Origin of the sequence: Paucibacter sp. B2R-40, from assembly GCF_025717555.1 — a bacterium.
In the GTDB taxonomy this organism is placed as follows: Bacteria; Pseudomonadota; Gammaproteobacteria; order Burkholderiales; family Burkholderiaceae_C; genus Paucibacter_A.
Map to the genome: position 1 here is coordinate 263670 of NZ_JAJIRP010000006.1, position 22395 is coordinate 286064.

Sequence of the window (22395 nt, forward strand, 5' to 3'; positions counted from 1 at the left end):
GACGCTCCGGCGTCGCAGCGCCTTGGGATGGTTCGGTGCCTGGGCACTGTGCCCGGCTTGGGCCCAAGATGGGGAAGCTCAGCTTGAGCTGAAGCAGCAATTGCAGCAGACGATTCCCGCGCTGCTGCAGGAACTGCATATACCCGGTGCGGCCTTGGTCCTGTTGCAGCATGGCAAGCCGGTGTGGTCGGCTCAGTTCGGCCATTGCGAAGCGGGCACGGACCGGCAGGTGCAGGCCACGACCGTGTTCGAAGCCGCCTCGATGAGCAAACCGCTGTTTGCCTACTTAGTATTGCAAGCGGTACAAGCCGGGCGTCTTGATCTGGACCGGCCGGTCCTGCAATACCTGCCGCAAGAGGTCTTCAAGCCGCCGCAAGTTTGGCAGCGCTTGATCACCGCCCGCATGCTGCTGACGCACCGCTCGGGCCTGCCCAACTGGCGCAGCCTTGAAGATGAGAGCAGCCAATCGCTGCACATCGCCTTCGAGCCGGGACAACGCTTCAACTACTCGGGCGAAGGCTATTTCTATTTGCAGCGAGTGCTGGAGGCAATCAGCGGCGAACCGCTGCAGGACATGGCCGAAAAGCAACTCTTCAAACCACTGGGCATGCAGCACAGCGGCTTCGTGCTGACGCCGCAACTGGACGGCTTGCGGGCACGTGGCCACGATGCCCAGGGTCACGTCTTGCCGCCCCTAGCCTACCGGCAAGCCAATGCGGCCTACACGCTCTATACGAGCGCCGAAGACTATGCCTTGTTCCTGGCCGAGATGATGAACCCCGATCGCAGCGGCGCGCATTCATTGAACGCGGTCAATCTGCAGTCGATGCTGGCCCACGCCACCATCGCCACCGACCGAGCGCCCATTGCTCGTCCCGGTTTGGACCAGGGATTGGAAGTCTATTGGGGCCTGGGATGGGCCATCAACACGACGAATCAGGGTGACATCGTCCACCACACCGGCACCAACAGCACCGGCTTTCGCAACTATTGCCAGTTCTCAGCCAGCCGCCTCAGCGGCTTCGTGCTGTTGAGCAATGGTCTGAACGGCAATCAACTCTGGATGCGCTTGATGGGGCTGTTAGGCAAATCATGACGGCCAAGCCCAGGCAGGCAGACTCAGAGCCCGGTCTTCTCGTTCGCGTCCTTGACCACGACATTCTCTGACGGGCGGGATGCCTTACGCGGAATGCGCGAGCCAGTAACGAACTCTTGCTCGCCATTGCCCCCAACGGAACTGGCAGCTGGAGCCTGAGCTGACTTTGCATCATTGCTTGCGCATCCCTGCATGCCCAATATCGACAGCGCAGCCAGCATCAAGCCGAATGAAAACTCACGCATATTTATCTCCCTCAAGATTATTTTTTAACTCGACGAGCCTAGCTACCGAGCAAAGCTTTTCTACCTGCTGCTTTGTCTTCTGGTGACGTACCGTCGACCCGACCCTACCAATTTGACTCGGGCCAGCTTGCCAACTTTCAAGCGCGCCTAGGCTAACAGCCCACACACCGAATCGGGGCATGCCAAAAGTCATGCGCCAGGCAAACTGATGCTCAGGTGTCGCCCATACCCAGCTCGCTCGCCATACGCTGCACCAGCGCCTTCAGGCTTTCCAGCTCCGCATTCATGCGCTGCTGCTCGGCGCGCAAAAACGCCAATTCCTCATCGCGCGGCAGCGCACCAAGGCCGACTTCTTGCTGCACCTCGCCGCACAGAAGATGCGCCCAACGTGCTTCGCGCGCGCCCGGCGCTCGCGCCAGCTTGATGACGTACGCGGGCCGTGTGTCGGTCTTTTCGGCCAACTCTTCCAAAAAACCTTCGACCGAAGAAAGATCCGCAAAGCGGTGCAGGCGCTCGGTGTGCAGGCGCAACTCGGCGGTAGTCAGCGGCCCGCGCAGCATCAGCAGTGTCAGGCAAGCCAGCGCCGCACCCGGCACGCCCAAGCCCCTTGCGCCGTTGTGCTCGAAGCGCAGCACCCGGTTGCCACTAACCGTGTTGACCAAATGCATGGACTTCAATTCTTCCAGCGCCTGCAGCACATCGGGCTCGGCCGCATTCATCACCGGGTCGCGCGCGGTCTTCTGATTGCAGCCCATGGTCAGGGCGTTCAGAGAGAGCGGATAACTGTCGGGCACGGTAGCGGCTTTCTCGACCAGCACCGCCAAGACGCGCGCCTCCAGCGCGCTCAGGGTTCGCAAGCTCATATCGGTGCTGATCTAGACGCCGAACCCATCATCGGCTTGAATGATGGCGCCGTTGATAAAGTGACTCTCGTTGGCGCACAGCATCAGCAAGGAGGTGTCCAGATCCTGCGGTTGACCGACCCGCTTGCGCGGCAGCAGCTCAATCAGCTTCTTGCCCTGTTCGGTGCCCCAGTGGTGATGATTGATCTCGGTGTCGATATAGCCCGGGCAGATCGCGTTGACGTTGATGCCGTACTTGCCCCACTCCAGCGCCATCGCGCGCGTCATGTGGATGACGGCCGCCTTGCTCATTGAATAAACGCCGATCTGGCTCAACACGCGCAGGCCCGCCATCGAAGCGATATTGACGATGCGCCCGCCGATAAAAGTGCCCGGCGAAGAACCCTTGGCGCGCCCCAACATGCGCTTGCCCACCTCTTGCGCCACGAAAAAAGCGCCGCGCACATTGGTGTCCATCACATAGTCATAGTCATCACCACTCACCTCGGTGAGCTTTTGAGTCGTGCTGACGCCGGAGTTATTGACCAAGATGTCGATGGTGCCGACCTCGGTCTCGGCATGCGCCACCGCCGACTTGATGCTGTCCAGATCGGTCACATCCAGCGTCACCACATGGGCGTCGCCACCCTTGCCTTCGATTTCGCTGCGCAAAGTCTTCAGGCGCTCGGTGCGCCGACCGGCCAACACCACACAGGCGCCCGCCTGCGCCAGGGTTTTGGCAAACTGGGCGCCGAGGCCGCTGGAGGCGCCCGTTACGAGAGCCACACGGCCCGACAAGTCAATGCTATAGCTCATGCTCAATCCTCCTGAATCACTGTGGGCAAGATTAGCACGCTGACCGGTCGACTTGAGCGCTTGACTCGGCAGCAAAATTACTAGACTCACTTCACCAATGAAAAAAGCACGATCGTTCTTTTTTTGAATCTGCCCAGTAGAATGCGGCCCAATTAGTCAGCTACGGGTGGGCACAGACAGCCAAGCGCCCACACTCAGAATTCAAGCCAAAGGATGAACATGACCAACTCAGAGTTGATTGCTCAATACGGCCCGCGTGACAGCATGGACTACGACGTCGTCATCGTCGGCGGTGGCCCCGGCGGCTTGGCCGCAGCGATTCGGCTGAAACAGTTGGCGGCCGCGCAGAGCCGCGAGCTGTCGGTCGTGGTGCTGGAGAAGGGCTCGGAGCCCGGCGCTCACATCCTCTCGGGTGCCGTGATGGACCCGCGCGCGCTGACCGAACTCCTGCCCAATTGGGAACAACTCGGCGCGCCGCTGAAGCAGCCGGTGACTGCCGATGAGGTGTTGTTCCTCAACGAAACCGGCGCCACCAACACGCCGCAATGGCTGATCCCCGAGTGTTTCCACAACCACGGCAACTATGTCATCTCGCTGGGCGCGGTGACGAAATGGCTGGGTGAACAGGCAGAAGGCCTGGGCGTTGAGATCTTCCCCGGCTTCGCAGCGGCTGAGGTCGTCTACGGCGAGGACGGCTCGGTACGTGGCATTGCCACCGGCAATATGGGCGTTGGCAAAGACGGCCAGCCGCATGACGGCTTCCAACTCGGTATGGAACTGCTGGGCAAATACACCATCTTTGCCGAGGGCGCGCGCGGCCATTTGGGCAAGCAGCTGATCGCCAAGTTCGGGCTGGATGCGGGCAAGGACCCGCAAAGTTATGCGCTCGGCATCAAGGAGCTGTGGGAAGTGCCCGCCGCGCAGGCCAAGCCCGGTCTGGTCGTGCACACCGCCGGCTGGCCGATGGACGGCGACACCTATGGCGGAGGTTTCCTGTATCACTTGGAAGGCAACAAGGTCACGCTGGGCTATGTGGTCGGCCTCGACTACAAAAACCCCTGGCTCTCGCCGTTTGAGGAAATGCAGCGCTGGAAAACTCACCCCAGCATCCGCGCCCATTTGGAAGGTGGCAAACGCCTCGGCTACGGCGCCCGCGCCATCACCGCCGGTGGCCTGCTTTCCTTGCCCAAGACGGTGTTCCCCGGCGGCGCCCTGGTCGGCTGCGACGCCGGCTACCTGAATGCTTCGCGCATCAAGGGCAGCCATGCCGCCATCAAGAGCGGCATGCTGGCCGCCGAGGCCGCTTTTGAAGCCGTCGGCGCCGGCCGTCAACATGACGAGTTGGTGGCCTACCCGGCTGCGTTCGAGCAAAGCTGGCTGCATGCGGAGCTGAACCAAGCGCGCAACTTCAAGCAATGGTTCAAGAAGGGCAATACGGTCGGCACCTTGATGACCGGCATCGAGCAATGGCTGCTGCCCAAACTCGGCATCAAGAGCCCGCCATGGACCATCCACCGGACCGTGCCCGACCACCTTTACCTCAAGCCGGCCGCCGAATGCGCCAAGATTGATTACCCGAAGCCGGACGGCAAGCTGACTTTCGATCGCTTGTCCTCGGTATTCGTGTCCAACACCAATCACGAAGAAAACCAACCATCTCACCTGACGCTGAAGGATGCGTCGGTGCCGGTGGGCATCAATCTGGCCAAGTTTGCCGGGCCGGAGAGCCGCTATTGCCCGGCCGGCGTCTATGAATTCATCAAGACCGAAGCCGGCGCCGACAAGTTGCAGATCAACGCGCAAAACTGCGTGCACTGCAAAACCTGCGACATCAAGGACCCGACGCAAAACATTGTCTGGGTCACGCCCGAGGGCGGCGGCGGACCGAATTACGCGGGGATGTAGGCGCCGGGTGAACTGGCGCGCTGAGTCGGGGGTCGGCCCGCCGTCAAGGCCGGCCTTTGGCAAGCCCACTGCGGGACTGTGCGGTGACAATGCGTCGCCTCTACTCTTTGAGCCTTGTTCCCATGCGCCCCACCCTCCAGTCCATCTTCCTCAGCGCATCGGCGCGGCCGCTGTGGCGCTTGGTTTTTCTATTGCTGCTGGTGTTCATCAGCTATATGGCCTTGTCGCCTGCGCCGCCCAAAGGACTGGGCAGCAGTTGGGACAAACTCAACCATGCGATGGCCTTCGCCAGTCTGGCTTTTTGTGGCCACTGGAGCTTGAGCAGCCGGCGCGCCCGCTGGTTCGCTCTGCCGCTGGCTCTGTTGGCCTACGGCGGCGCCATCGAATTGCTGCAGCTCAACATTCCCGGGCGCGACGGCGAATGGGCTGATTTGCTCGGTGACGCCGTCGGCATCTCCGTCGGCCTGGCTGCAGCAGCGACACTGCTCAGCTTGACCAAACGGCCCACCTAGATTCACTGGTTTCACGCAAACATCGCAAATATAGGCTACCGTCGGGACGCCCCGCTTCTTGGAGAACGATGCGTGAAACCCAGCCTTGCAGATGATGGCCCCCGCAACACCAGCAGCAGCAGCAGCAGCAGCAGCGTGGCACAGGCCGAGCAAACCGAGCGAATCGAGCTTTTGGCCCGCCTGCAAGCAACCCGCCGACACACCGAGCATCTTGCCGCAGCTTTGTCGCCCGAGGATCAAGGCCTGCAGTCCATGCCCGACACCAGCCCGACCAAATGGCACCAAGCCCATACGACCTGGTTCTTTGAAACCCTGGTGTTGCGGCCTTGGGCGCGGGACTACCAAGTCTTTGATCCGCACTTCGCGCAGCTGTTCAACTCCTACTACGAGGCGCTGGGTGCGCGCCACCCGCGCCCCCAGCGAGGCCTGCTCAGCCGCCCGGCGCTGAGCGAGGTGCAGGCCTACCGTGCCCATGTCGACCGCGCCTTGGCCGACCTGGCCCTGCATGCCGATGCCGACAGCTGGGCCCAAGCCCGGCCGCTCTTGGAGTTAGGGCTGCAGCATGAGCAACAGCATCAAGAGCTGATTTTGAGCGACATCTTGCACGCCTTCAGCCTCAACCCTCTTGCACCGGCCTATCTCGCGCCAGCCTATCTCGCGCAAGCGCCAGCCAGCCACCCCGCCACAACGCTGCAATGGCTGGCCCACCCAGGGGGGCTTGTCAGCGTCGGCGCGCCTGCCGGAGGCTTTGCCTTTGACAACGAGAGCCCGCGCCATGCGGTGCAGATGGCCGGCTTCGAGATCGCCAACCGCCTGGTGAACTGCGGAGAATTCGCAGCCTTTATCGAAGACGGGGGTTATCGCCAAGCCAACCTGTGGCTCGCGGACGGCTGGGCGCTGGCGCAAGCCCAGGCTTGGCAGCAGCCCAGCTACTGGCGCCCCCAGCCCGACGGCTCATGGCAGGTGTTTGGGCTGGCGGGCGAGCAGGCGCTGGACCCGCACGCCCCAGTCATGCAGCTGAGCTTTTACGAAGCGGCGGCCTATGCCGAATGGGCCGGTGCGCGACTGCCCACCGAGTTCGAGTGGGAAGCGGCTGCAGGCTCGGGCCGCCTGAGTCAGCTCTTCGACCAAGCCTGGCAGTGGACCCATTCCGCCTATCACCCCTACCCCGGCTTCAAACCCTGGGCCGGTGCCGTCGGCGAATACAACGGCAAATTCATGGTCGGTCAGATGGTGCTGCGCGGCGGCAGCCTGGCCACGCCGCCCGGCCATGCCAGGCTCAGCTACCGTAACTTCTTTGCGCCGCAAGCGCGCTGGCAATTCAGCGGCCTGCGCTTGGCGCGCGACCTCCCATCTCATCAAGGTCAGACATGAGCCCTGCCCCACTGCTGCAAGTCGTCAACAAGGCAGGCTTTGCCGCTGACTTGCATCACGCCCTGGCCGAGCGTCCGCGCAGCATTTCGCCCAAGTACTTCTATGACGAAATCGGCTCGGCTTTGTTTGAGCAAATCTGCACGTTGCCCGAGTACTACCCAACACGCACCGAGTTGAGCCTCTTGCGCCGACATGCTGCAGAGTTGGCCGACTTGTTCGGCCCTCAAGCACAGCTGATCGAATATGGTGCTGGCGCGCTGACCAAGGTTCGGCTCCTGCTGGCGCAGATGGTGCGACCGCTAGGTTTTTTGCCCATTGACATCTCGGGCCCGCATCTCCTGCAGGCCTGCGCCGCGCTGCAGGCTGAGCACCCGCAGCTGCATATTCAGCCGGTGGTGGGAGACTTCACACAAGCTGTGGCGCTGCCTGCTGCGCCCGTACGGGGGCTGGGTCAGCGGGTCGGCTTTTTCCCCGGCTCCAGCATTGGCAACTTCACGCCGACGCAAGCGCTTGAGTTTCTCGCAATGACGGCCGAACAATTGCGCGGCGGTGGCCTGCTGATTGGGGTCGACCTGATCAAGGACCCGGACCTGCTGCACGCCGCTTACAACGACAGCCAAGGCGTGACGGCCCGCTTCAACCTCAACCTGCTGGAGCGCGCCAGGCGCGAGCTGGGCTGCCGCTTCGCTGCCGATGGTTTTCGCCACAGCGCCTTCTATAACGCCCCATTGCAGCGCATAGAAATGCACTTATTGAGCATGCGCCGCCAAGTCCTGAGCCTGCAAGGCGTGGACTACAGCTTTGAAGCCGGCGAAACCCTGCACACCGAGAATTCCTACAAATACAGTGTCAATGGTTTTCTGGCGCTGGCCGAGCAGGCCGGTTACAAAGCCGGGCCGGTTTGGACCGACGAGCAGGCCTGGTTCAGCCTGCATTGGCTGCAGGCGCCGGCTTGCTGAAATCCGCTGAAGCCGGCCGCACGCGCCTGTCACCAAGCCTTCACACAAGTCAGCAATGCTCAGACTTGCGGCATGTCGCCGTAAGCCCTTATCTGAACGGAAGAGCAAGCCATGAGCAACGAGCAAACGCTGGATACTCCTTTGGACCAAGCTACGGCACTGCAGGACGAGTTCCTTGACGAAGAGTTGGACTCGATCGGCGACCACCACCGCATGGCGGCGCACCACTTTTCGCTCGCGGCCGAACACCATATTGCCGCCGCTGCGGCCGATGATGACGGCGACGACGAGAGCAATGCGCGCCACGCCTATCTGGCTTACCGCCATCAACTCAATGCGGTTCAGTATGCGGAGATCGCGGCATTGGATAACGACTGCCTGGACGATGCGATCGAGGGCTGATGAGCTCTGAATTGCGCTGAAAAAAAGACCTGTGAAACGGCCCGCATTGGTGTTTGAGCCGATTCACAGGTACCGATGGAGGTCTGAATTGATGCGGATAACTGAGCAGTAAGGTCCGCATCGGTCAGGCACTTGCTGTGCCCTGGTCTTTTTTAGTGTTTTGCTGCTGCTTTCCTTTTTCCTCAGTTCGCTGCTTTGCTGATGCTGGCCTGCATCTTGGCCGCCGCCGCAGCAGGGCTCAATTTGCCGGCCACCACCAAGCTATGCACCGACCAAAAATCTGACTCCAAGCTCGGCCGCCCGCGATTGAGAATCTGCGCATTGAGGCGAATCGTCGATGCACAGGACTTGCGCCAATCCATCATTTGCTTGGCGACCGGGTCCAGAACCGGCACCAGATGGTTGGACAAGCTGAAAAAGCCCGTCACCTTGTTGGTGTAGAGATCGGCAAATTCTTGCGACGCCATCCAGGTCAAGAATTTATAGGCTTCCTCCTTGTTCTTGGCGCGTGGGTTGATGCCCATGCCGATGTCAGAGTGGTCGGAGATATGGCAGGCCGCACCCGGTTTGGGCACCGGCGGTGGAAACGCGCCAAAGTCCAGGCTTTGCGCCCGTATCGGCCCGATATCCCAGGAGCCGGCCGGATAGACAGCCGCACGGCCGAGACCGAACAGACTTTGTGAATCGGCATTCGTCTGCGTCGCCGCGCCCTTGCTCAAATAGGGCTGCAGTTTGGCCATCAGCTCCCAGACATTGACGAACTCGGCATCGGTGAGCTTTTTCTTGCCCGCGATCAAACCCTTGCGGCCGGCCTCGCCTTGCCAGTAGGCCGGGCCCATGCCGTTGAAAATGACTTGGTGGGTTTCCCACCGGTCAGCCAGGCCCAAAGCCAGCGGCGTGTACTTACCCTGAGCCTTGACGGTATCCATCAGCTTGAAAAATTCAGCCTCGGTGCCGGGCGGTTGCAAGTTCAGTTCGGCAAAGATCTTCTTGTTGTAGAAAAAGCCATGGATCACCGAAGCGATTGGCATGCAATAGGTTTCGCGCCCGTCATCGGTTTGCCAGGCCAGCTTGGCCGAGGCCGGAAAGTCATCCAACTGGGTCCGCCCCTGGCCGTCCAAGCGCTCAAGCAAGCCCTTCTTGTACAGATTCAGCGAGGCATCAAAGGGGCGGCAGGTGATCAAGTCACCGGCCGTTCCGGCGCTCAAGCGCTGCTGCAGACCCGCGTCATACTCGGTCGGTGCCGTCGGTACGAACTTGACGAATGTTCCCGGGTTCTTGCGCTGAAAGGCCGGAATCAGCACCTCTTCCCACAAGACCTTGTCGTCGACCCGCCAACTCTCGATCGTCAGAACAGCCGCCCGCAGAGTCGCCGGCAGCAGGGCCGCGCCAAGACAAAACATGAAACTGGCCAGGCGAATTTGCATACGCATTTGGATCGGTCGAATCAAGGCTGGTGAACTTCGGATTGAAAAAGAGATCACACAGGCCACACCATAGTCATCCAGCCCCTGTAACGCAATCAAGTGGCAGGTGCCAAACGCCATGCTAGGCTCAGAGCAGCAAGGTACTAACGGCAAATTCAGTCAGATTGCAGTGGCCAGTGCCCGATTGCCCCATCACCAGTCGGGTAGTCCTTGATTTAAACGCCTTGCGGTGCCGAATCTGTGGCGCGCAGGCGTCGTGTTACGTTTTTTAACGTCAGGCTAGGAGGCCCTCCTCATAGGAGAACTGAGCAAAGCAGGACCTCCAAAAGCTTTTGCCCAGCGAAACCCCCAATCGCCAAGCCACCCTGGCGCCCCCGACAATTGTCACAAGCGCTCATTGATCTGCCTGCCTTGACTTACACAACATCACCGAAGTCCAACGATTCTTTGGCTTGGGGCCTTTGGCCTCAGGGCAAGATGGCTCGCATGTTTGCTTTGCTCGCATTTGCGCTGCCCGCAGCGGCTCCCCTCGGTTTGATCGCCGCCGCGCCCAGCAGTTCGGCAGCGCCGGCGCCGCCTGCAACGTCCGATAGCACCACCGAACTCAATGTCTTGCATTGGTGGACCTCAGCCAGTGAGCGCGCCGCAGCCGACCATGTGGCCGCCCGCATGAGCGAGCTGGGCCTGCGCTGGGTGGACGGCGCGGTGGCCGGCGGCGGAGGTGGGCCGGCGATCAAGGTGCTCAACGAGCGCACCTTGCGCGGCATGGCGCCCAAGGTGGCGCAGCTGAACGGCCAGGCCACCATCGAATGGGCCGAAATGGGCCTGCTGCTGGAGCTTGACGGCGTCGCCAAACGCCGCCAATGGGCGCGCACCATGTTCCCGCAGGTGATGGCCCAGCTGAATGTGCGCGAGCATGTGGTGGCCGCACCTCTGGGCATTCACCGCATCAACAACCTGTATCTGAACAAGGCCGTGTTTCGCCGCCTCAATATCGAGCTACCGACTCATTGGAGTGGCCTGCAAAGCGCGGCACTGGCCCTGCGCGCGGCGGGCGTCACGCCGGTCGCTTTCAGCGACGAGCCCTGGCAAGTCGCCACCGTGTTCGAGACTTTGCTGCTTGCCGAGGCCGGGCCGGCCTTGTACCGCCGCATGGTCGAGCAACGCGACCCGCAGGCCTTCAATGACCCGTCGGTTGAACGCGCCTTCCAGCGCCTGCGCGACTGGCGCAATCTGGCGGCAGGCCCGGGCGAGCGCCCCTGGACTCAACTGGTGGCCGACTTTGCCGCCGGGCGCGCGGCGATGTTGATCATGGGGGACTGGGCGCGTGGCGAGTTGGGCACGCTGGGCCTGGAAGGCGGCCGCGACTTTGCCTGTCAGGCCGTGCCGGGCACCAGTGGCGTGCACCAATTCAGCATCGACACGCTGGCCATGCTGGCTGGCAATTACAGCGCTCAGGCCGAACAAGAAAAGATGGCCGAACTGCTCGGCAGCGCGACCTTGCAACTGGGCTATAACCGCATCAAGGGCTCGGTGCCGGTGCGCCGCGATGTGCCGGTGGATGAGCTGGACTATTGCGCCCAACAGTCTTACCAGCTGTTCGCCAACCCGGCCACCGCACGCGTGCCCAGCCTGGTGCACCGCATGGCTTTTGATGAGGTCGGAAAAAACGCCTTCATCGAAACCGTCCACCGCTTTGCCCTGGACCCCAAACAAACACCCGCCGCAGCGCAGCGCAAATTGCAGGGTCTGCTGCGCGCTCTTGGCCCGAAATCTATGAAATCTGTGCAAGCGACACCATGACCCGTACGATCTTGATCGTTGATGACGACCAGAAAATCCGCACCCTGCTGAAGACCTATCTGGAGAAAAACCAGTACGAAGTCCGCCTGGCGCACGACGGCGCCAGCTTTTTGGCCGAGTTCGAGCGCTTCAAGGATGAAATCAGTCTGTGCATTTTGGACGTCATGCTGCCCGACACCGAGGGCTTTGCGCTGTGCCAGGCGGTGCGCAAGCGCTCCGATGTGCCGGTCATCATGCTGACCGCCAGCGCCGATGAGACCGACCGCATCGTAGGTCTTGAGCTCGGCGCTGATGATTACATCGGCAAGCCCTTCAACCCGCGCGAACTGCTCGCCCGCATCAAGGCCATCCACCGGCGCTCTGGCCAGGACCGCGGCCAGACGGCGCGCTACTTCCGCTTCAACGGCTTTTGCCTGGACATTCTGGAGCGCAGCCTGATCGACCCCACCGGCGAAGCTTCGGCCCTGTCGGGCATGGACTTTCAGCTGCTCAAACTTTTGGTCGAGCATCCCGGTGAGGTGCTGGACCGCAGCCGTTTGGCGGAGGTCACGCGCGGGCGCGACCTCGGGCCTTTAGACCGCTCGCTCGACGTGCAGGTCAGCCGCCTGCGCCAGCGCCTGCATGACGACGGCAAGCAGCCGGCCTTGATCAAAACCGTGCGCGGTTCGGGTTATGTTTTTTCCACCACGGTGACGGCGGGCCATGCGCCCTGAGCTTGGCAGGATACTGACAAGCAGCATGCCGGCAAGCATCAATTCAGGAACGATAGGTGGGCGCGGCTGGCCGCAGCGCTTTGTCGCCTTTTTGTTCGACAGCCTGCAGGGCCGCTTTGTGCTGGCCATGTTGGGCGGCCTGGTGCTGGTGCAGCTCTTGATCAATCTGCTCTGGTACAAGCAACTGGAGCAACGCACCACCCGCCAGACCGAACTGGCCGCCCACCATGTCGCCAGCGGCGCCCTGGGCGCGTTGCGGGCCTTGCGAGAGCTGCCCGCCACCTACCGGCCGCTCTTGATCGAGCAGCTGCGCACCATGGGCGGTACGCGCTTTCTGGTCTTCTTCAATAACGCCGAGGTTGCGGTGCAACCGCTGCCCGACCAGGCCTTGGCGCGCCTGCTGGAGGGCCGCGTGCGGCAGGAGCTGCTGGGCCAATTGGCGCCGGGCTCGCGGCTGCGCGTCACGTTGGCCTCGCCTGTGGGCTTGAAGGTCTCGCCCAGCGGCGCCTTGTTGGCCGATTTGCCCGACAGCTGGGTCGACCCCTCGCTCTTGGATGCCGAGCGCCCCGCCCCGTTCCTGGTGATTCAAGCGGAGACCGAGCCGGGCCAATGGCTGTACCTGAGCAGCGCCATGCCTGACCCCTACTTTCTGGAGCAGCTGGAGTTTTTCACCTGGCAGCGGATAGTGCCGCAACTACTCACGCTGGGCCTGGCCTTGCTGATGACCTTGATCACCGCCCGCGCGCTGACCAGCCCCTTGCGCGGCTTGAGCCGCGCGGCAGCAAGAGTCGGACGGCGCGCCAACCCCAAACCCCTGACCGTCACCGGCACGGCCGAAGTGCGGCGCGCGATCGAAGCCTTCAATGAGATGCAAGAACGCATACGCCGCTACCTGAGTGACCGCGAGCGACTGTTCGCTTCGATCTCGCACGACCTGCGTACGCCCATTACCCGGCTGCGCTTGCGTAGCGAGTTACTTGACGACCCGGCCGTGCAAGATGAGTTCCACGAGGACCTGGACGAGCTCGACATGATGGTCAAAACGGCGCTGCAAATCGTCAAGGACACCGATATTCACGAGAACCGCGTGCCGGTACGCATCGACCTGGTGCTGCAAAAAATGGTCCGCGATGCCCGCATGGCTGGCCAGCAAATAGAACTGTCGGAGCAGCCTTTGACCGTCTTCGGCAAGCCCTTGGCGCTCAAGCGCGCACTCGGCAACCTGATCGACAACGCCATGTTTTATGGCGCCAACGCCGGCCATACCGGGCTGCACAAGGCCGAACTGTTGATGAGCGTAGGTGCGCCCGGCAGCCCCGAGGAGGGTCTGGTCTTGCTGACTGTGCGCGACTTCGGGCCCGGCGTACCCGACAGCGCTTTGGCCAAGCTGGGCCAGCCCTATACCCGCCTGGCCCATGGCTCCAAGATGCGCGAGGAGGGCTTGGGGCTGGGCCTGTCCATCGTGCGCGACATCGTCGCCGACCATGGCGGCGCCTTGCGCTTTCGCAACCATCCCCAAGGGGGTTTCGAGGTGCGCGTGGCGCTACCCGGCCACCCGGTTCAAGCCAACATCCCAAGCAATACACCTTGATGCAACAAGCACCCCAACATATCGTCATCATCGGCGGCGGCACCGCCGGCTGGATGGCGGCCAATCTGCTGGCCCACCAATGGCACCGGCATGGCACGCAAGTCACGTTGATCGAGTCCAGCGACATCGGCATCATCGGTGTCGGCGAAGGCTCCACGCCCTATTTGCGCCAATTCTTTCAGCGCCTCGACATCCAAGAAAGCGAGTGGATGCCGGCCTGCAACGCCAGCTACAAATGCGGCATCAGGTTTCCGGCCTGGTCGACTCAGCCCGGCTACGAGCAGTATGTGCATCCGTTCTTCAATCAGGAAGACTTGGCGATCGGCAGCGAACTCTTTACCAACGCGCGTCTGCGCCGGCGCGGCACTGCGGCCGACGCCAACCCGCAGGACTTCTTCATCGCCGCCGAACTGGCGCGCCAATGCAAAGCGCCTTTCTATTTGCCGCGCAGCGATGGCCGCCCCAGCCCGGCGACCGACTACGCCTATCACTTCGACTCCGGCTTGCTGGGCGCTTTCCTGAAGACCCATGCGACCCAACTCGGCGTTCAGCACCAGCTCGACACCGTCGCACAGGTCAATCTGAGCCATACCGGCGACATCGCCAACCTGCTGATGCGCAGCGGCAGCGTCGTCACCGCCGACCTTTTTGTAGACTGCAGCGGCTTCAAGGGCTTGTTGATCAACGAAGCCTTGGGGGAACCCTTCATGTCCTTCAAGGACAATCTGTTCAACGACCGCGCCATCGCCATACCCAGCAGCTTGGACGAGACGCAGGATATTGCGTCCGAGACCACCTCTACCGCGCTGCGCCACGGCTGGGTTTGGCAAATCCCGCTCAGCAGCCGCTACGGCAATGGCTATGTTTACGCCTCAGATTTTGTCAGCCCGGAACAAGCGGAAGCTGAGTTGCGGGAACATTTAGGTGCCGCCGTCCACAATCAGGAAGCGCGCCACTTGAAGATGCGGGTGGGCCGGGTCGAGCAGCACTGGCGCAATAACTGCTTGGCCATCGGGCTGTCACAGGGCTTCATCGAGCCGCTGGAGGCTACAGCCTTGATGCTGATTCAGTTTTCGCTCGAGACCTTCATCGAGTTGATGGAAGAGAACAACTTCAGCCGCCGCCCACAAGCGCAATTCAATCAGCACATCAACAAGATGTTCGAGGGTGTGCGCGACTATGTGGTGGGCCACTACCAACTCAACACCCGCGAGGACAGCGACTACTGGCGCGCCAACCGCGCCAACCGGCATATCTCGGACCGACTGGCCAGTATTTTGGAAGTCTGGGATCAGGGCGGAGACTTTGAGGCGGAACTGACCCGGCATGGCGACGCGCTGATGTATATCCGCCCCTCTTGGTACTGCTTATTGGCCGGCATGGGACGCTTCCCAGCGAACTTGAAGACGCCGACCCAGGCGGAGTATCAAAAGATCTGCAGCGCAGAACAAGCGCGTTCCGGCCTGGCGAAAACGGTGGCACAGTTTTATGGTCACCGTCAGTATTTGCAGTTACTGAAATAGTTGCGGCCGTTGAGGGCCAAGCGACAAGGCCGCATCAAAGCGGCCTTGTCGGTCAATTGCGGATTACTTCCAACTGCGTATTTTGTGCCCCTTCAGGGCATAGAACAGAATCAACAAATAACAAGGCAGCATCACCCAATAGGCACTTTGCGAATTGCTGACATCGGCGAAGCGCCCGTACAGCATCGGCAACAAGGCGCCGCCGGCAATACCCATGATCAGCAAGGCCGAGCCGCTGGCCGTGTACTTGCCCAGACCTTCCAGCGCGAGCGGCCAAATCGAGGGCCACACCAAGGCATTGGCAAAACCCAGCAAGGCCAGGAACATCACCGTATTGGGCACCACCGGCACACCGGCCCAGCCGAGCAGCATCTGCGCCAGGCTGCTGTCGGTTGCGGAACTCAAGGCCACACCTACCGTAAAGGCAATACCGCTGACGGCCGACAGCAGCAGGGCAGCTTTTTGCGACATGAATTTCGGGATTGCGACCACGCCCAGCAAATAGCCCAGCACCATGAAGCCCATGGTGTAGGAGGTCAAGACCGCAAAATTCTGCACGCCGAGTTGGTGCCCATACAGGCCAATCGTGTCGCCGGCAATCACCTCGACGCCGACATAGGCAAACAAGGCCAGCGCACCCAAAACCAGCTGCGGAAACTGCAGTACGCCATATTTGGTGACCGCCTCGCTTTGAGCTTCGTTCTCCTCCTTCAATTCCGGCAGGGACGAGAAGTGAATGATGAGCATAAAGACCAATAAACCGGCGGCCATCACGGCATAAGGGAATACCAAGCGCGCCGACAACTCCGAGCGCAAAGCCATTCTGCCGGCTTCATCCAAAGCAGCCAGCGCCGCATCGGAGTATTTATCCATGCCGGAAAGAATTACCGCCGAAAACACCAGCGGCACAATAATGCCGGCACCCTTATTGAACAAACCCATGACGCTGATGCGCATAGCCGCGCTTTCGCGCGAGCCTATGCACACAATATAAGGATTGATGGCGGTTTGCATCAAGGTCATGCCGGTCGCCAAGGTAAAAAGCGCCAACAAAAACAGGCCGTAATAACTCGACTTGGCCGCTGGAATGAACAGAATGGCGCCCACAGCCATCACGCCCAAGCCCGCCGTCATGCCGTTTTTATAACCGATGCGACTCAGTACCGCAGCCGAGGGCAAGGCCATCAAGGTATAGGCAATATAGAAAGCAAACGTCACCCATAGCGCCTGAAAATTATTCAGGTCGCAAACAATCTTCAAAAATGGAATAAGTGAGCCATTCAACCAGGTTGCAAAACCCAGGATAAAGAATAAGAGGCTGATGAACAGCATGGCGACCACCACATCCTTGGATGCCGAGGGTCCCGCCGTTTGAGTTTTTTGATGCATGACGGAGTCCAATTTACTTTGCCTTCATCGGTATTTAAGAATTACGCGCAAGCAGGTGTCAAAAAAGCCTCCCTTTGGAGTGGGAGGCTTTCTTTCTATTTCATCGTCAGTCGATCTGATTTAACTCAGATCTCATCGTGATGAGGCCGCTTAGAACCTGGCGCGCAGACCCACCGTATAGCGTGAACCGTTCTCGTAAATATCCAAAGGCAAACCATCGGTGGTATTGCGCTTGACCACTTCATTGGTCAAATTGACTGCCGATGCGTACAGCGTGATCTTTGGTGTGATATCCCAACCGGCTGAAGCATCCCACTGGCCATAAGCACTCGTCACTGCCTGACCGCCATCCGTCAACTCGCCATAGGACTTGTCGCGGTAGTTGTAGGAGATACGCAGGCTGATGCCGTTTTGCTCATAGAAGGCGCTGGCGTTCAGCTGATTCTTGGAGTTACCGGCCACTTTGAGAGCTGGCTTGCCATCCACCGAGCCGGCTGTCGCATCGGTGTAGGTGTAATTGATCACCGAACCGAAGCCCGTGCGACCGAAGGGCTGCTGCCACTGCAATTCAAGACCATTGATCGTCGCACCGTTGTCCGCATTAAACGGACGCTTGACTTGCAAATTGCCTTCTTGTTTGGTTGTCGTGTAGACAAAGGTATCCAAACGCTTGGTGAATACCGTCGCCGATAAGAGCGATGCGTCTGCGAAATACCACTCGGCACCAAACTCAGCCTGATTTGCCAAGATCGGTTTCAACATGGGATTGCCTGCCGTCGCGCCATTGCCAGTTCCGTTGATTTCGGTGGTGGCGCTCAAATCGCTGTAATTCTGGCGGGCCATGGCTCGGGAGACTGCACCGCGCAAAAAGATGTCTTTGCGCAACTGATAGACGCCGTTGAAATTGGGCAGCACATTGTTGTAATTGTGGTCGACGCTGCCAATTCCGTAGCCAGGTGTTCCTGCCACGCCTTGATAAGCCTCCGAGGTTTGCTGGGTACGGACAAAGCGAACACCAAAATCACCACGGAAATTGTCGATCAGATAATCAGCCTTGATATAGGCTGCCGTGATCTTCTCCGTAATTTTGTAGTACTCCGGTGTGTACTGCTTATAAACAAAGCCCTTGGCGTACATGTCAAAGACTTTTTGTACCTTGCTGTCATCGACCCACGCATATTGGGTGAGCGATCCGGCCGTCGCCGCAGCCTGACTCAACATTGGCGATGGGCCCGAAGAGATATCTGCCAAGCTTATCGGCACCCAAGTGGCCTTGGTCGTGTCAAAAGTACCAATCGTGCGATTGTTCTTCACTTCAGCATCGCGGAATTTGATACCTGCCTTGATGTCGCTGATGAAGGAGCCGTTGATGTCATAGGTCAAATCGGCTTGAGCATAATTTTCCTTGCTCTCCATCTTGCGAACCCAGTCACGCGGCGAAGGACCACTCATGGGGCTTGCCAAAGCCAGCGTCATTGCCTTGGGATCAAGGGGATTCAGACCGAGGTACTTCCACTCGAATTGGTCTTTGGCCAGATTGAGCACGGCCTGACCTTGCCCAGCTGCATTGAGGAATGGCAGGTTGCGATCATGGTCGCTGCCGCCCTCAGCCTTGGTGCTGCCCACTTGGCCGTGGATCTGCCAGCCATTGCCGGAATAGGTGCCATCGAGATCAAGCACGCTGGACCGAATAAAAGATTCACGATAGATCGGCTCAAAGGCCGCAGTTCCATTTTGAAGGGTGCCGCCCACCAAAGACTTATTACCGTCCGAAGTCGTGATGAACTTAGGATCAGTCACGTTGATTTTGCCTGTGCCGGCCAAATCGTCGGCGCCCGTACCCAGAAACAGATAGTTCTGGTTGTTGTTGTTCATCTTCATGTCTGAATTCAGGTAATTCAGAACAATATCGGCCTCGCGGACAGGTTTGAATTCCAATGTCGCGGTACCGGTCGTCCGCTCACGATCCTGGCGGAAGATCGCCGACCCACCACCCCAGGGCGCGTAAGGCGCCTTGGTGACCGCACCCTTTTGGTCCACGACGTCAACATAGCTACAACTGCACAGGAAGTTCTCCAAGCCGTCGCGGCGCAAAGTGCGCTTTTGCTCGCTCAGAGCCAACAGCACGCCGAAGGTCTTTTCTTCATTCTTCCAGTTCAACAAGCCGGCAAATTGCGGGTCGGTTTTGCCTGGCAGCTTGCTGTAGGTCGCCTCAACCGAGCCTTGCGCGGTGAACTGATCCTTGAAGCTCAAAGGCTTGCGGGTCTTGACGTTCACCAAGCCGCCAATGCTGCCTTCATCGAGGTCAGCCATCGGGCTCTTGTAAACGTCCAGGCTGCCGATCACTTCGGAGGGCAGGATGTCGTAGTTGAAGCCACGGCTTTGTTTGTCGTTCTTCCACCAGTAGGCCGAGGCGACCGCCTGACCATTCAACTGCGTCATGTTCAGGTTCTTGTCGGTGCCGCGCACAAAGATGTCGCGACCCTCGCCCCAGCTGCGATCGACCGAGATGCCGGGCACACGCTGCAAAGAGTCCGCGACGTTCTTGTCCGGGAACTTGCCCACGTCTTCGGCCGAGATCGAATCGATGATGGCGGAGGACTCACGCTTCTCAATAATGTTCTTGTTCAGCGTCGCGCGGATGCCGCGAATCTCAACCGTTTCCAGCTCGGCATTCTTGCCGGCCGCGGCCGTCGAGGCGGCGGCTGCTTGGGGAGCTTCGTCGGCGGCGCTGGCGTTGTGAAACGCCGCAGCGCCCAACATCAGGCTGATAAGGCTGGGCAGAAGTTTCTGCTTGAAAAGGGGCTGGGACATGGTTGACTCCGTTTGAATTTGTGGACGAAGGGATTTGGGCAAATCAGTTCGAGGCCGCAATTTAGCGGCTCAAACGGGCTTTGGAGCGCGGCGTTGCGTTTTGTTGGACTTCATTGCAGCCAAGTTACAAAGCCAGCCGGCGGCGCAAGATTGGGGCCGGCCTGAGTCCGGGTAGACCCTGATCTCCCGGTCAGGGTCTACCCTCATTCTGGCAAATTCAGAGCTGCGGCGCCGGCACGATGGTGGCCGAACATTCGCCAAAGCCGATGCGGCGTGCGCCTTCTTTCAGCGCATAGGCGCGCAGACTGATGCAATCGCCGTCAGCCAGGAAGCTGCGCGTCTCGCCATTGGGTAGCGTCAGGCTTTGTTTGCCGCCCAGCGACAATTCCAACATCGAGCCGCCCTCATTGGCCTCGGGGCCAGATTGAGTCCCGGTACCCAACAAGTCGCCTGGTTGCAAATTGCAGCCATTGCTGGCGTGGTGCGTCAGCATTTGGGCGAGCGTCCAATAGGCATGTTTGAAGTTGGAGCGCATCAGACGTGTGGCCGGCTCGCCGGCAACTCGCATGGTCTCGGTCTGCAACCAGACCTCCAGCTCGATCTCGTAAGCACCCTCACCGCGGTTTTTGTCGGAGTCCAAATAGGGCAGCGGCTGCGGATCGCTGGCAGGGTGGGCAAAGGCACTTCGGAAGGGCTCCAACGCATCCATCGAGACGATCCAGGGCGAGATCGTGGTAGCGAAGTTCTTGGCCAGGAAGGGGCCCAGCGGCTGATATTCCCAGCCCTGCATGTCCCGCGCCGACCAATCATTCAACAGCGTGACGCCGAACATGTGGTCGTCAGCCTCGGCCATCGGGATAGGTTCGCCCAAGGCATTGCCGCCGGCCACAAACAGGCCTAGCTCCAACTCATGATCGAGCCGCTTGCAGGCCGCCCGCACCGGCGCCTCAGCGCCAGGCGGCATCAGCTGCCCCAAAGGGCGGCGTACCGTGCTGCCGCTGACCCCAATCGAGCTGCTGCGGCCGTGATAGCCGATCGGCACCCATTTGTAGTTGGGCAATAAGGGGTTGTCTGGGCGGAACAACTTACCGACCGTGGTGGCATGGTGGATGCCGGTGTAGAAGTCGGTGTAGTCGCCGATGCGGCAAGGCACGGCCATCTGCGCTTTTGCTTGCGGCACAAGGGCGACTGTCAGTGCAGATTGCTGTTTAGAGCCCGCCAGCAATGCGTCAAACAGGGCATGACGCACCTGGCGACGCTGGGCCGCCGGCTGCGCCATGAAGCTATTGAGATCGCCGTCCGCCAGGGGCTGCAGCAGCACCTGCACGGCCGAGCTCCAGCGCCCGGCACTTGCCGCCAGATGCAAGTCGAGAATCTGATCGCCGATAGCGATGCCGACGCGGGCGTTTTCGTTTGAGCCGGCGCGGCGGAACAGGCCGTAAGGCAGGTTCTGCAGCGGGAAGTCCGTGTCGGCCGCATTGGCGCTGGCGACCCAGCTCTGCGCGGCCGGGTTGTGGGTGTGGTCAAGCAGGCTCATGAAAGTTTTTCCTGAAAGTTGTCGGTCAGGCCGGCCCAGCAGGCGGCGTAATCGGATTCCAACGCGCCGCCGCGCAGCGCGAACTCGGTCGGCAGCAAGCGCCAGCGCGTCTCGAACATAAAGGCCAAGGTGTTGTCGAGTTTGTGCGGGGCCAGCCCGGAGTTGGAGGCCTTGGCGAAAGCCTCTGTGTCCGGGCCATGCGGCACATAGGCATTGTGCAGGCTTGAGCCGCCGGGCTTGAAGCCTTCGGGCTTGGCGTCGTACTGACCCAGCACCAGGCCCATGTATTCGCTCATCACATTGCGGTGATACCAAGGCGGGCGGAAACTATCCTCGGCCACCATCCAGCGCGGCGGGAAGATCACAAAGTCGCAATTGGCCCAGCCGGCGGTGTCGGAAGGTGAGGTCAAGACGGTGAAGATGCTCGGGTCCGGGTGGTCAAAACTGATCGACCCAATCGTCATGAAATGCTTGGTGTCGTATTTGTACGGCGTCAAGTTGCCATGCCAAGCGACCACATTGAAGGGACTGTGCGCTTGGTTTGCACGCCACAGGCTGCCGCCGTATTTCTTGACGATCTCATAGGCACCGGGCGAGGCCTCAAAGGCCGCCACCGGCGCTTGAAAGTCGCGCGCATTGGCCAAACCGTTGGAGCCAATGGGTCCGAGCTCAGGCAAACGAAAGGCGGCGCCATAGTTCTCGCACACATAGCCTCGCGACGGACCTTCAACGGCAACCTTGAAAGCCATGCCACGCGGCAGCAAGGCGATCTCGCCGGGCGCCACGTCCAGCAGGCCCAACTCGGTGGTGATGCGCAACAGACCTTGCTGCGGCACGATCAACATCTCGCCATCGGCGTTGATGAAAGCGCGTCGCTCCATGCTTTGATTGGCGATGTACAGATGCGTGGCGATGCCCACCTGCGCGTCCGGGTCGCCGTTGACGGCCATGGTGCGCAGGCCATCAATGAAGTCGGTCGACTCAAGTGGCATCGCAATCGGCGCCCAACGCAGCGGATCCGGTGGCGAGACCTGCCCCTCGCGCGCGCCGCTGCACAGAAAGCCATGCTGCAGCGGCTGGAAGCTGCCGACCACCACCGAGGGTTGGCGCCGATACAGCCAAGTGCGCAGGTTTTCATTGCGCGGCGCGGTGAAGGCGCTGCCCGACAGCAACTCGGCGTAAAGGCCATGCGCCACTTTTTGCGGGCTGTTGCGCCCGATGGGCAAACTGCCGGCGACGGCCTCGCTCTGATGCTGATTGCCGAAACCGGCTGAGTAATTCAAGGCGCTCATGGGCAACTCAAGGTGGTGAAAAGAACAAGTCAAAGGGGTGCCATTTGCAGCTTTTTCGCCAGGCCCGGAATTAAACCAAAGACTAATTAGTTTGTCTATAGCGAATATTTCAGGGAAAACGACCAAGCTGATCACCCCAGACCTCGGGTCTAATT

At 60.4% G+C, this 22395-nt stretch carries 18 protein-coding genes; 10 read left to right on the forward strand and 8 right to left on the reverse strand.

All coding sequences use genetic code 11. The features are described 5' to 3' along the window. Positions 1-22 precede the first annotated feature (22 nt). The gene (locus LNV09_RS14285) at positions 23-1096 is read left to right on the forward strand and encodes a serine hydrolase domain-containing protein (RefSeq protein WP_263557737.1); all 1074 of its coding nucleotides are present in this window, start codon (positions 23-25) and stop codon (positions 1094-1096) included. 23 nt (positions 1097-1119) lie between these two features. On the opposite strand, the gene LNV09_RS14290 is transcribed toward LNV09_RS14285, so the two are convergent. From LNV09_RS14290 to LNV09_RS14300, 3 genes are all read right to left on the reverse strand, one after another. Further along, entirely contained in the window at positions 1120-1341 is a 222-nt protein-coding gene (locus tag LNV09_RS14290; RefSeq protein WP_263557738.1) for a hypothetical protein, read from the reverse strand. A gap of 212 nt (positions 1342-1553) precedes the next feature. Beyond that, on the reverse strand, positions 1554-2204 hold the full coding sequence (locus LNV09_RS14295) for a YceH family protein (RefSeq protein WP_263557739.1): 651 nt from the start codon (positions 2202-2204) through the stop codon (positions 1554-1556). Between the two features lie 12 nt (positions 2205-2216). After that, positions 2217-2999 (reverse strand): SDR family oxidoreductase, encoded by a 783-nt coding sequence (locus tag LNV09_RS14300; RefSeq protein ID WP_263557740.1) that lies wholly within the window; start codon positions 2997-2999, stop codon positions 2217-2219. A 219-nt stretch (positions 3000-3218) separates the two neighbouring features. Here LNV09_RS14300 and LNV09_RS14305 point away from each other — a divergent pair, with 219 nt between their 5' ends. The 5 genes from LNV09_RS14305 to LNV09_RS14325 all read left to right on the forward strand — a co-directional run bounded on the left by LNV09_RS14305 (position 3219) and on the right by LNV09_RS14325 (position 8151). Continuing rightward, the gene (locus LNV09_RS14305; RefSeq protein WP_263557741.1) at positions 3219-4904 is read left to right on the forward strand and encodes an electron transfer flavoprotein-ubiquinone oxidoreductase; all 1686 of its coding nucleotides are present in this window, start codon (positions 3219-3221) and stop codon (positions 4902-4904) included. Between the two features lie 122 nt (positions 4905-5026). Further along, positions 5027-5416 carry a VanZ family protein gene (locus tag LNV09_RS14310; RefSeq protein WP_263557742.1) on the forward strand — a complete coding sequence of 130 codons (390 nt, stop codon included), beginning with the start codon at positions 5027-5029 and terminating at the stop codon, positions 5414-5416. 135 nt (positions 5417-5551) lie between these two features. After that, positions 5552-6790, forward strand: coding sequence for an ergothioneine biosynthesis protein EgtB (gene egtB, locus LNV09_RS14315; protein ID WP_411969291.1), 1239 nt, complete (start codon positions 5552-5554; stop codon positions 6788-6790). Next, a complete protein-coding gene (egtD, locus tag LNV09_RS14320) occupies positions 6787-7749 on the forward strand; it encodes an L-histidine N(alpha)-methyltransferase (protein ID WP_263557743.1) in 963 nt (320 codons plus the stop codon). Before egtB ends, egtD begins: the two co-directional genes overlap by 4 nt. A 111-nt stretch (positions 7750-7860) precedes the next feature. Beyond that, positions 7861-8151: a hypothetical protein gene (locus tag LNV09_RS14325; RefSeq protein ID WP_263557744.1), complete on the forward strand. Its 291-nt coding sequence runs from the start codon at positions 7861-7863 to the stop codon at positions 8149-8151. Between the two features lie 182 nt (positions 8152-8333). Here LNV09_RS14325 and LNV09_RS14330 read toward each other — a convergent pair whose 3' ends face one another. Then, complete coding sequence (locus LNV09_RS14330; RefSeq protein ID WP_411969292.1) at positions 8334-9578, reverse strand: ABC transporter substrate-binding protein; 1245 nt, start codon at positions 9576-9578, stop codon at positions 8334-8336. A gap of 486 nt (positions 9579-10064) precedes the next feature. Here LNV09_RS14330 and LNV09_RS14335 point away from each other — a divergent pair, with 486 nt between their 5' ends. Genes LNV09_RS14335 through LNV09_RS14350 form a run of 4 tightly spaced genes read left to right on the forward strand, consistent with a single transcriptional unit; the run spans position 10065 to position 15208 of the window. Continuing rightward, positions 10065-11381: an ABC transporter substrate-binding protein gene (locus tag LNV09_RS14335; RefSeq protein WP_263557745.1), complete on the forward strand. Its 1317-nt coding sequence runs from the start codon at positions 10065-10067 to the stop codon at positions 11379-11381. Continuing rightward, positions 11378-12094: a response regulator gene (locus LNV09_RS14340; RefSeq protein ID WP_263557746.1), complete on the forward strand. Its 717-nt coding sequence runs from the start codon at positions 11378-11380 to the stop codon at positions 12092-12094. The genes LNV09_RS14335 and LNV09_RS14340 overlap by 4 nt, the downstream gene beginning before the upstream one ends. A 25-nt stretch (positions 12095-12119) precedes the next feature. After that, the gene (locus LNV09_RS14345; protein WP_263557747.1) at positions 12120-13685 is read left to right on the forward strand and encodes an ATP-binding protein; all 1566 of its coding nucleotides are present in this window, start codon (positions 12120-12122) and stop codon (positions 13683-13685) included. Continuing rightward, entirely contained in the window at positions 13685-15208 is a 1524-nt protein-coding gene (locus tag LNV09_RS14350; RefSeq protein ID WP_263557748.1) for a tryptophan halogenase family protein, read from the forward strand. The genes LNV09_RS14345 and LNV09_RS14350 overlap by 1 nt, the downstream gene beginning before the upstream one ends. Positions 15209-15271: 63 nt before the next feature. On the opposite strand, the gene LNV09_RS14355 is transcribed toward LNV09_RS14350, so the two are convergent. The 4 genes from LNV09_RS14355 to hmgA form a co-directional block, all read right to left on the reverse strand. After that, on the reverse strand, positions 15272-16597 hold the full coding sequence (locus tag LNV09_RS14355; RefSeq protein ID WP_263557749.1) for a sugar MFS transporter: 1326 nt from the start codon (positions 16595-16597) through the stop codon (positions 15272-15274). A 150-nt stretch (positions 16598-16747) separates the two neighbouring features. After that, on the reverse strand, positions 16748-19411 hold the full coding sequence (locus LNV09_RS14360; RefSeq protein ID WP_263557750.1) for a TonB-dependent receptor: 2664 nt from the start codon (positions 19409-19411) through the stop codon (positions 16748-16750). A 217-nt stretch (positions 19412-19628) separates the two neighbouring features. Then, positions 19629-20948 (reverse strand): fumarylacetoacetase, encoded by a 1320-nt coding sequence (gene fahA / locus LNV09_RS14365; RefSeq protein ID WP_263557751.1) that lies wholly within the window; start codon positions 20946-20948, stop codon positions 19629-19631. Then, positions 20945-22240: a homogentisate 1,2-dioxygenase gene (gene hmgA / locus LNV09_RS14370; RefSeq protein ID WP_263557752.1), complete on the reverse strand. Its 1296-nt coding sequence runs from the start codon at positions 22238-22240 to the stop codon at positions 20945-20947. Before hmgA ends, fahA begins: the two co-directional genes overlap by 4 nt. Between the last annotated feature and the right edge of the window lie 155 nt (positions 22241-22395).

Bases quoted from the DNA above. Each gene is read 5' to 3' on its own strand.
- LNV09_RS14290 (WP_263557738.1), bottom strand. From the start codon at position 1,341: ATGCGTGAGTTTTCATTCGGCTTGATGCTGGCTGCGCTGTCGATATTG.
- LNV09_RS14295 (WP_263557739.1), bottom strand. From the start codon at position 2,204: ATGAGCTTGCGAACCCTGAGCGCGCTGGAGGCGCGCGTCTTGGCGGTG.
- LNV09_RS14300 (WP_263557740.1), bottom strand. From the start codon at position 2,999: ATGAGCTATAGCATTGACTTGTCGGGCCGTGTGGCTCTCGTAACGGGC.
- LNV09_RS14305 (WP_263557741.1), top strand. From the start codon at position 3,219: ATGACCAACTCAGAGTTGATTGCTCAATACGGCCCGCGTGACAGCATG.
- LNV09_RS14310 (WP_263557742.1), top strand. From the start codon at position 5,027: ATGCGCCCCACCCTCCAGTCCATCTTCCTCAGCGCATCGGCGCGGCCG.
- egtD (WP_263557743.1), top strand. From the start codon at position 6,787: ATGAGCCCTGCCCCACTGCTGCAAGTCGTCAACAAGGCAGGCTTTGCC.
- LNV09_RS14325 (WP_263557744.1), top strand. From the start codon at position 7,861: ATGAGCAACGAGCAAACGCTGGATACTCCTTTGGACCAAGCTACGGCA.
- LNV09_RS14330 (WP_411969292.1), bottom strand. From the start codon at position 9,578: ATGCAAATTCGCCTGGCCAGTTTCATGTTTTGTCTTGGCGCGGCCCTG.
- LNV09_RS14335 (WP_263557745.1), top strand. From the start codon at position 10,065: ATGTTTGCTTTGCTCGCATTTGCGCTGCCCGCAGCGGCTCCCCTCGGT.
- LNV09_RS14340 (WP_263557746.1), top strand. From the start codon at position 11,378: ATGACCCGTACGATCTTGATCGTTGATGACGACCAGAAAATCCGCACC.
- LNV09_RS14345 (WP_263557747.1), top strand. From the start codon at position 12,120: ATGCCGGCAAGCATCAATTCAGGAACGATAGGTGGGCGCGGCTGGCCG.
- LNV09_RS14350 (WP_263557748.1), top strand. From the start codon at position 13,685: ATGCAACAAGCACCCCAACATATCGTCATCATCGGCGGCGGCACCGCC.
- LNV09_RS14355 (WP_263557749.1), bottom strand. From the start codon at position 16,597: ATGCATCAAAAAACTCAAACGGCGGGACCCTCGGCATCCAAGGATGTG.
- LNV09_RS14360 (WP_263557750.1), bottom strand. From the start codon at position 19,411: ATGTCCCAGCCCCTTTTCAAGCAGAAACTTCTGCCCAGCCTTATCAGC.
- fahA (WP_263557751.1), bottom strand. From the start codon at position 20,948: ATGAGCCTGCTTGACCACACCCACAACCCGGCCGCGCAGAGCTGGGTC.
- hmgA (WP_263557752.1), bottom strand. From the start codon at position 22,240: ATGAGCGCCTTGAATTACTCAGCCGGTTTCGGCAATCAGCATCAGAGC.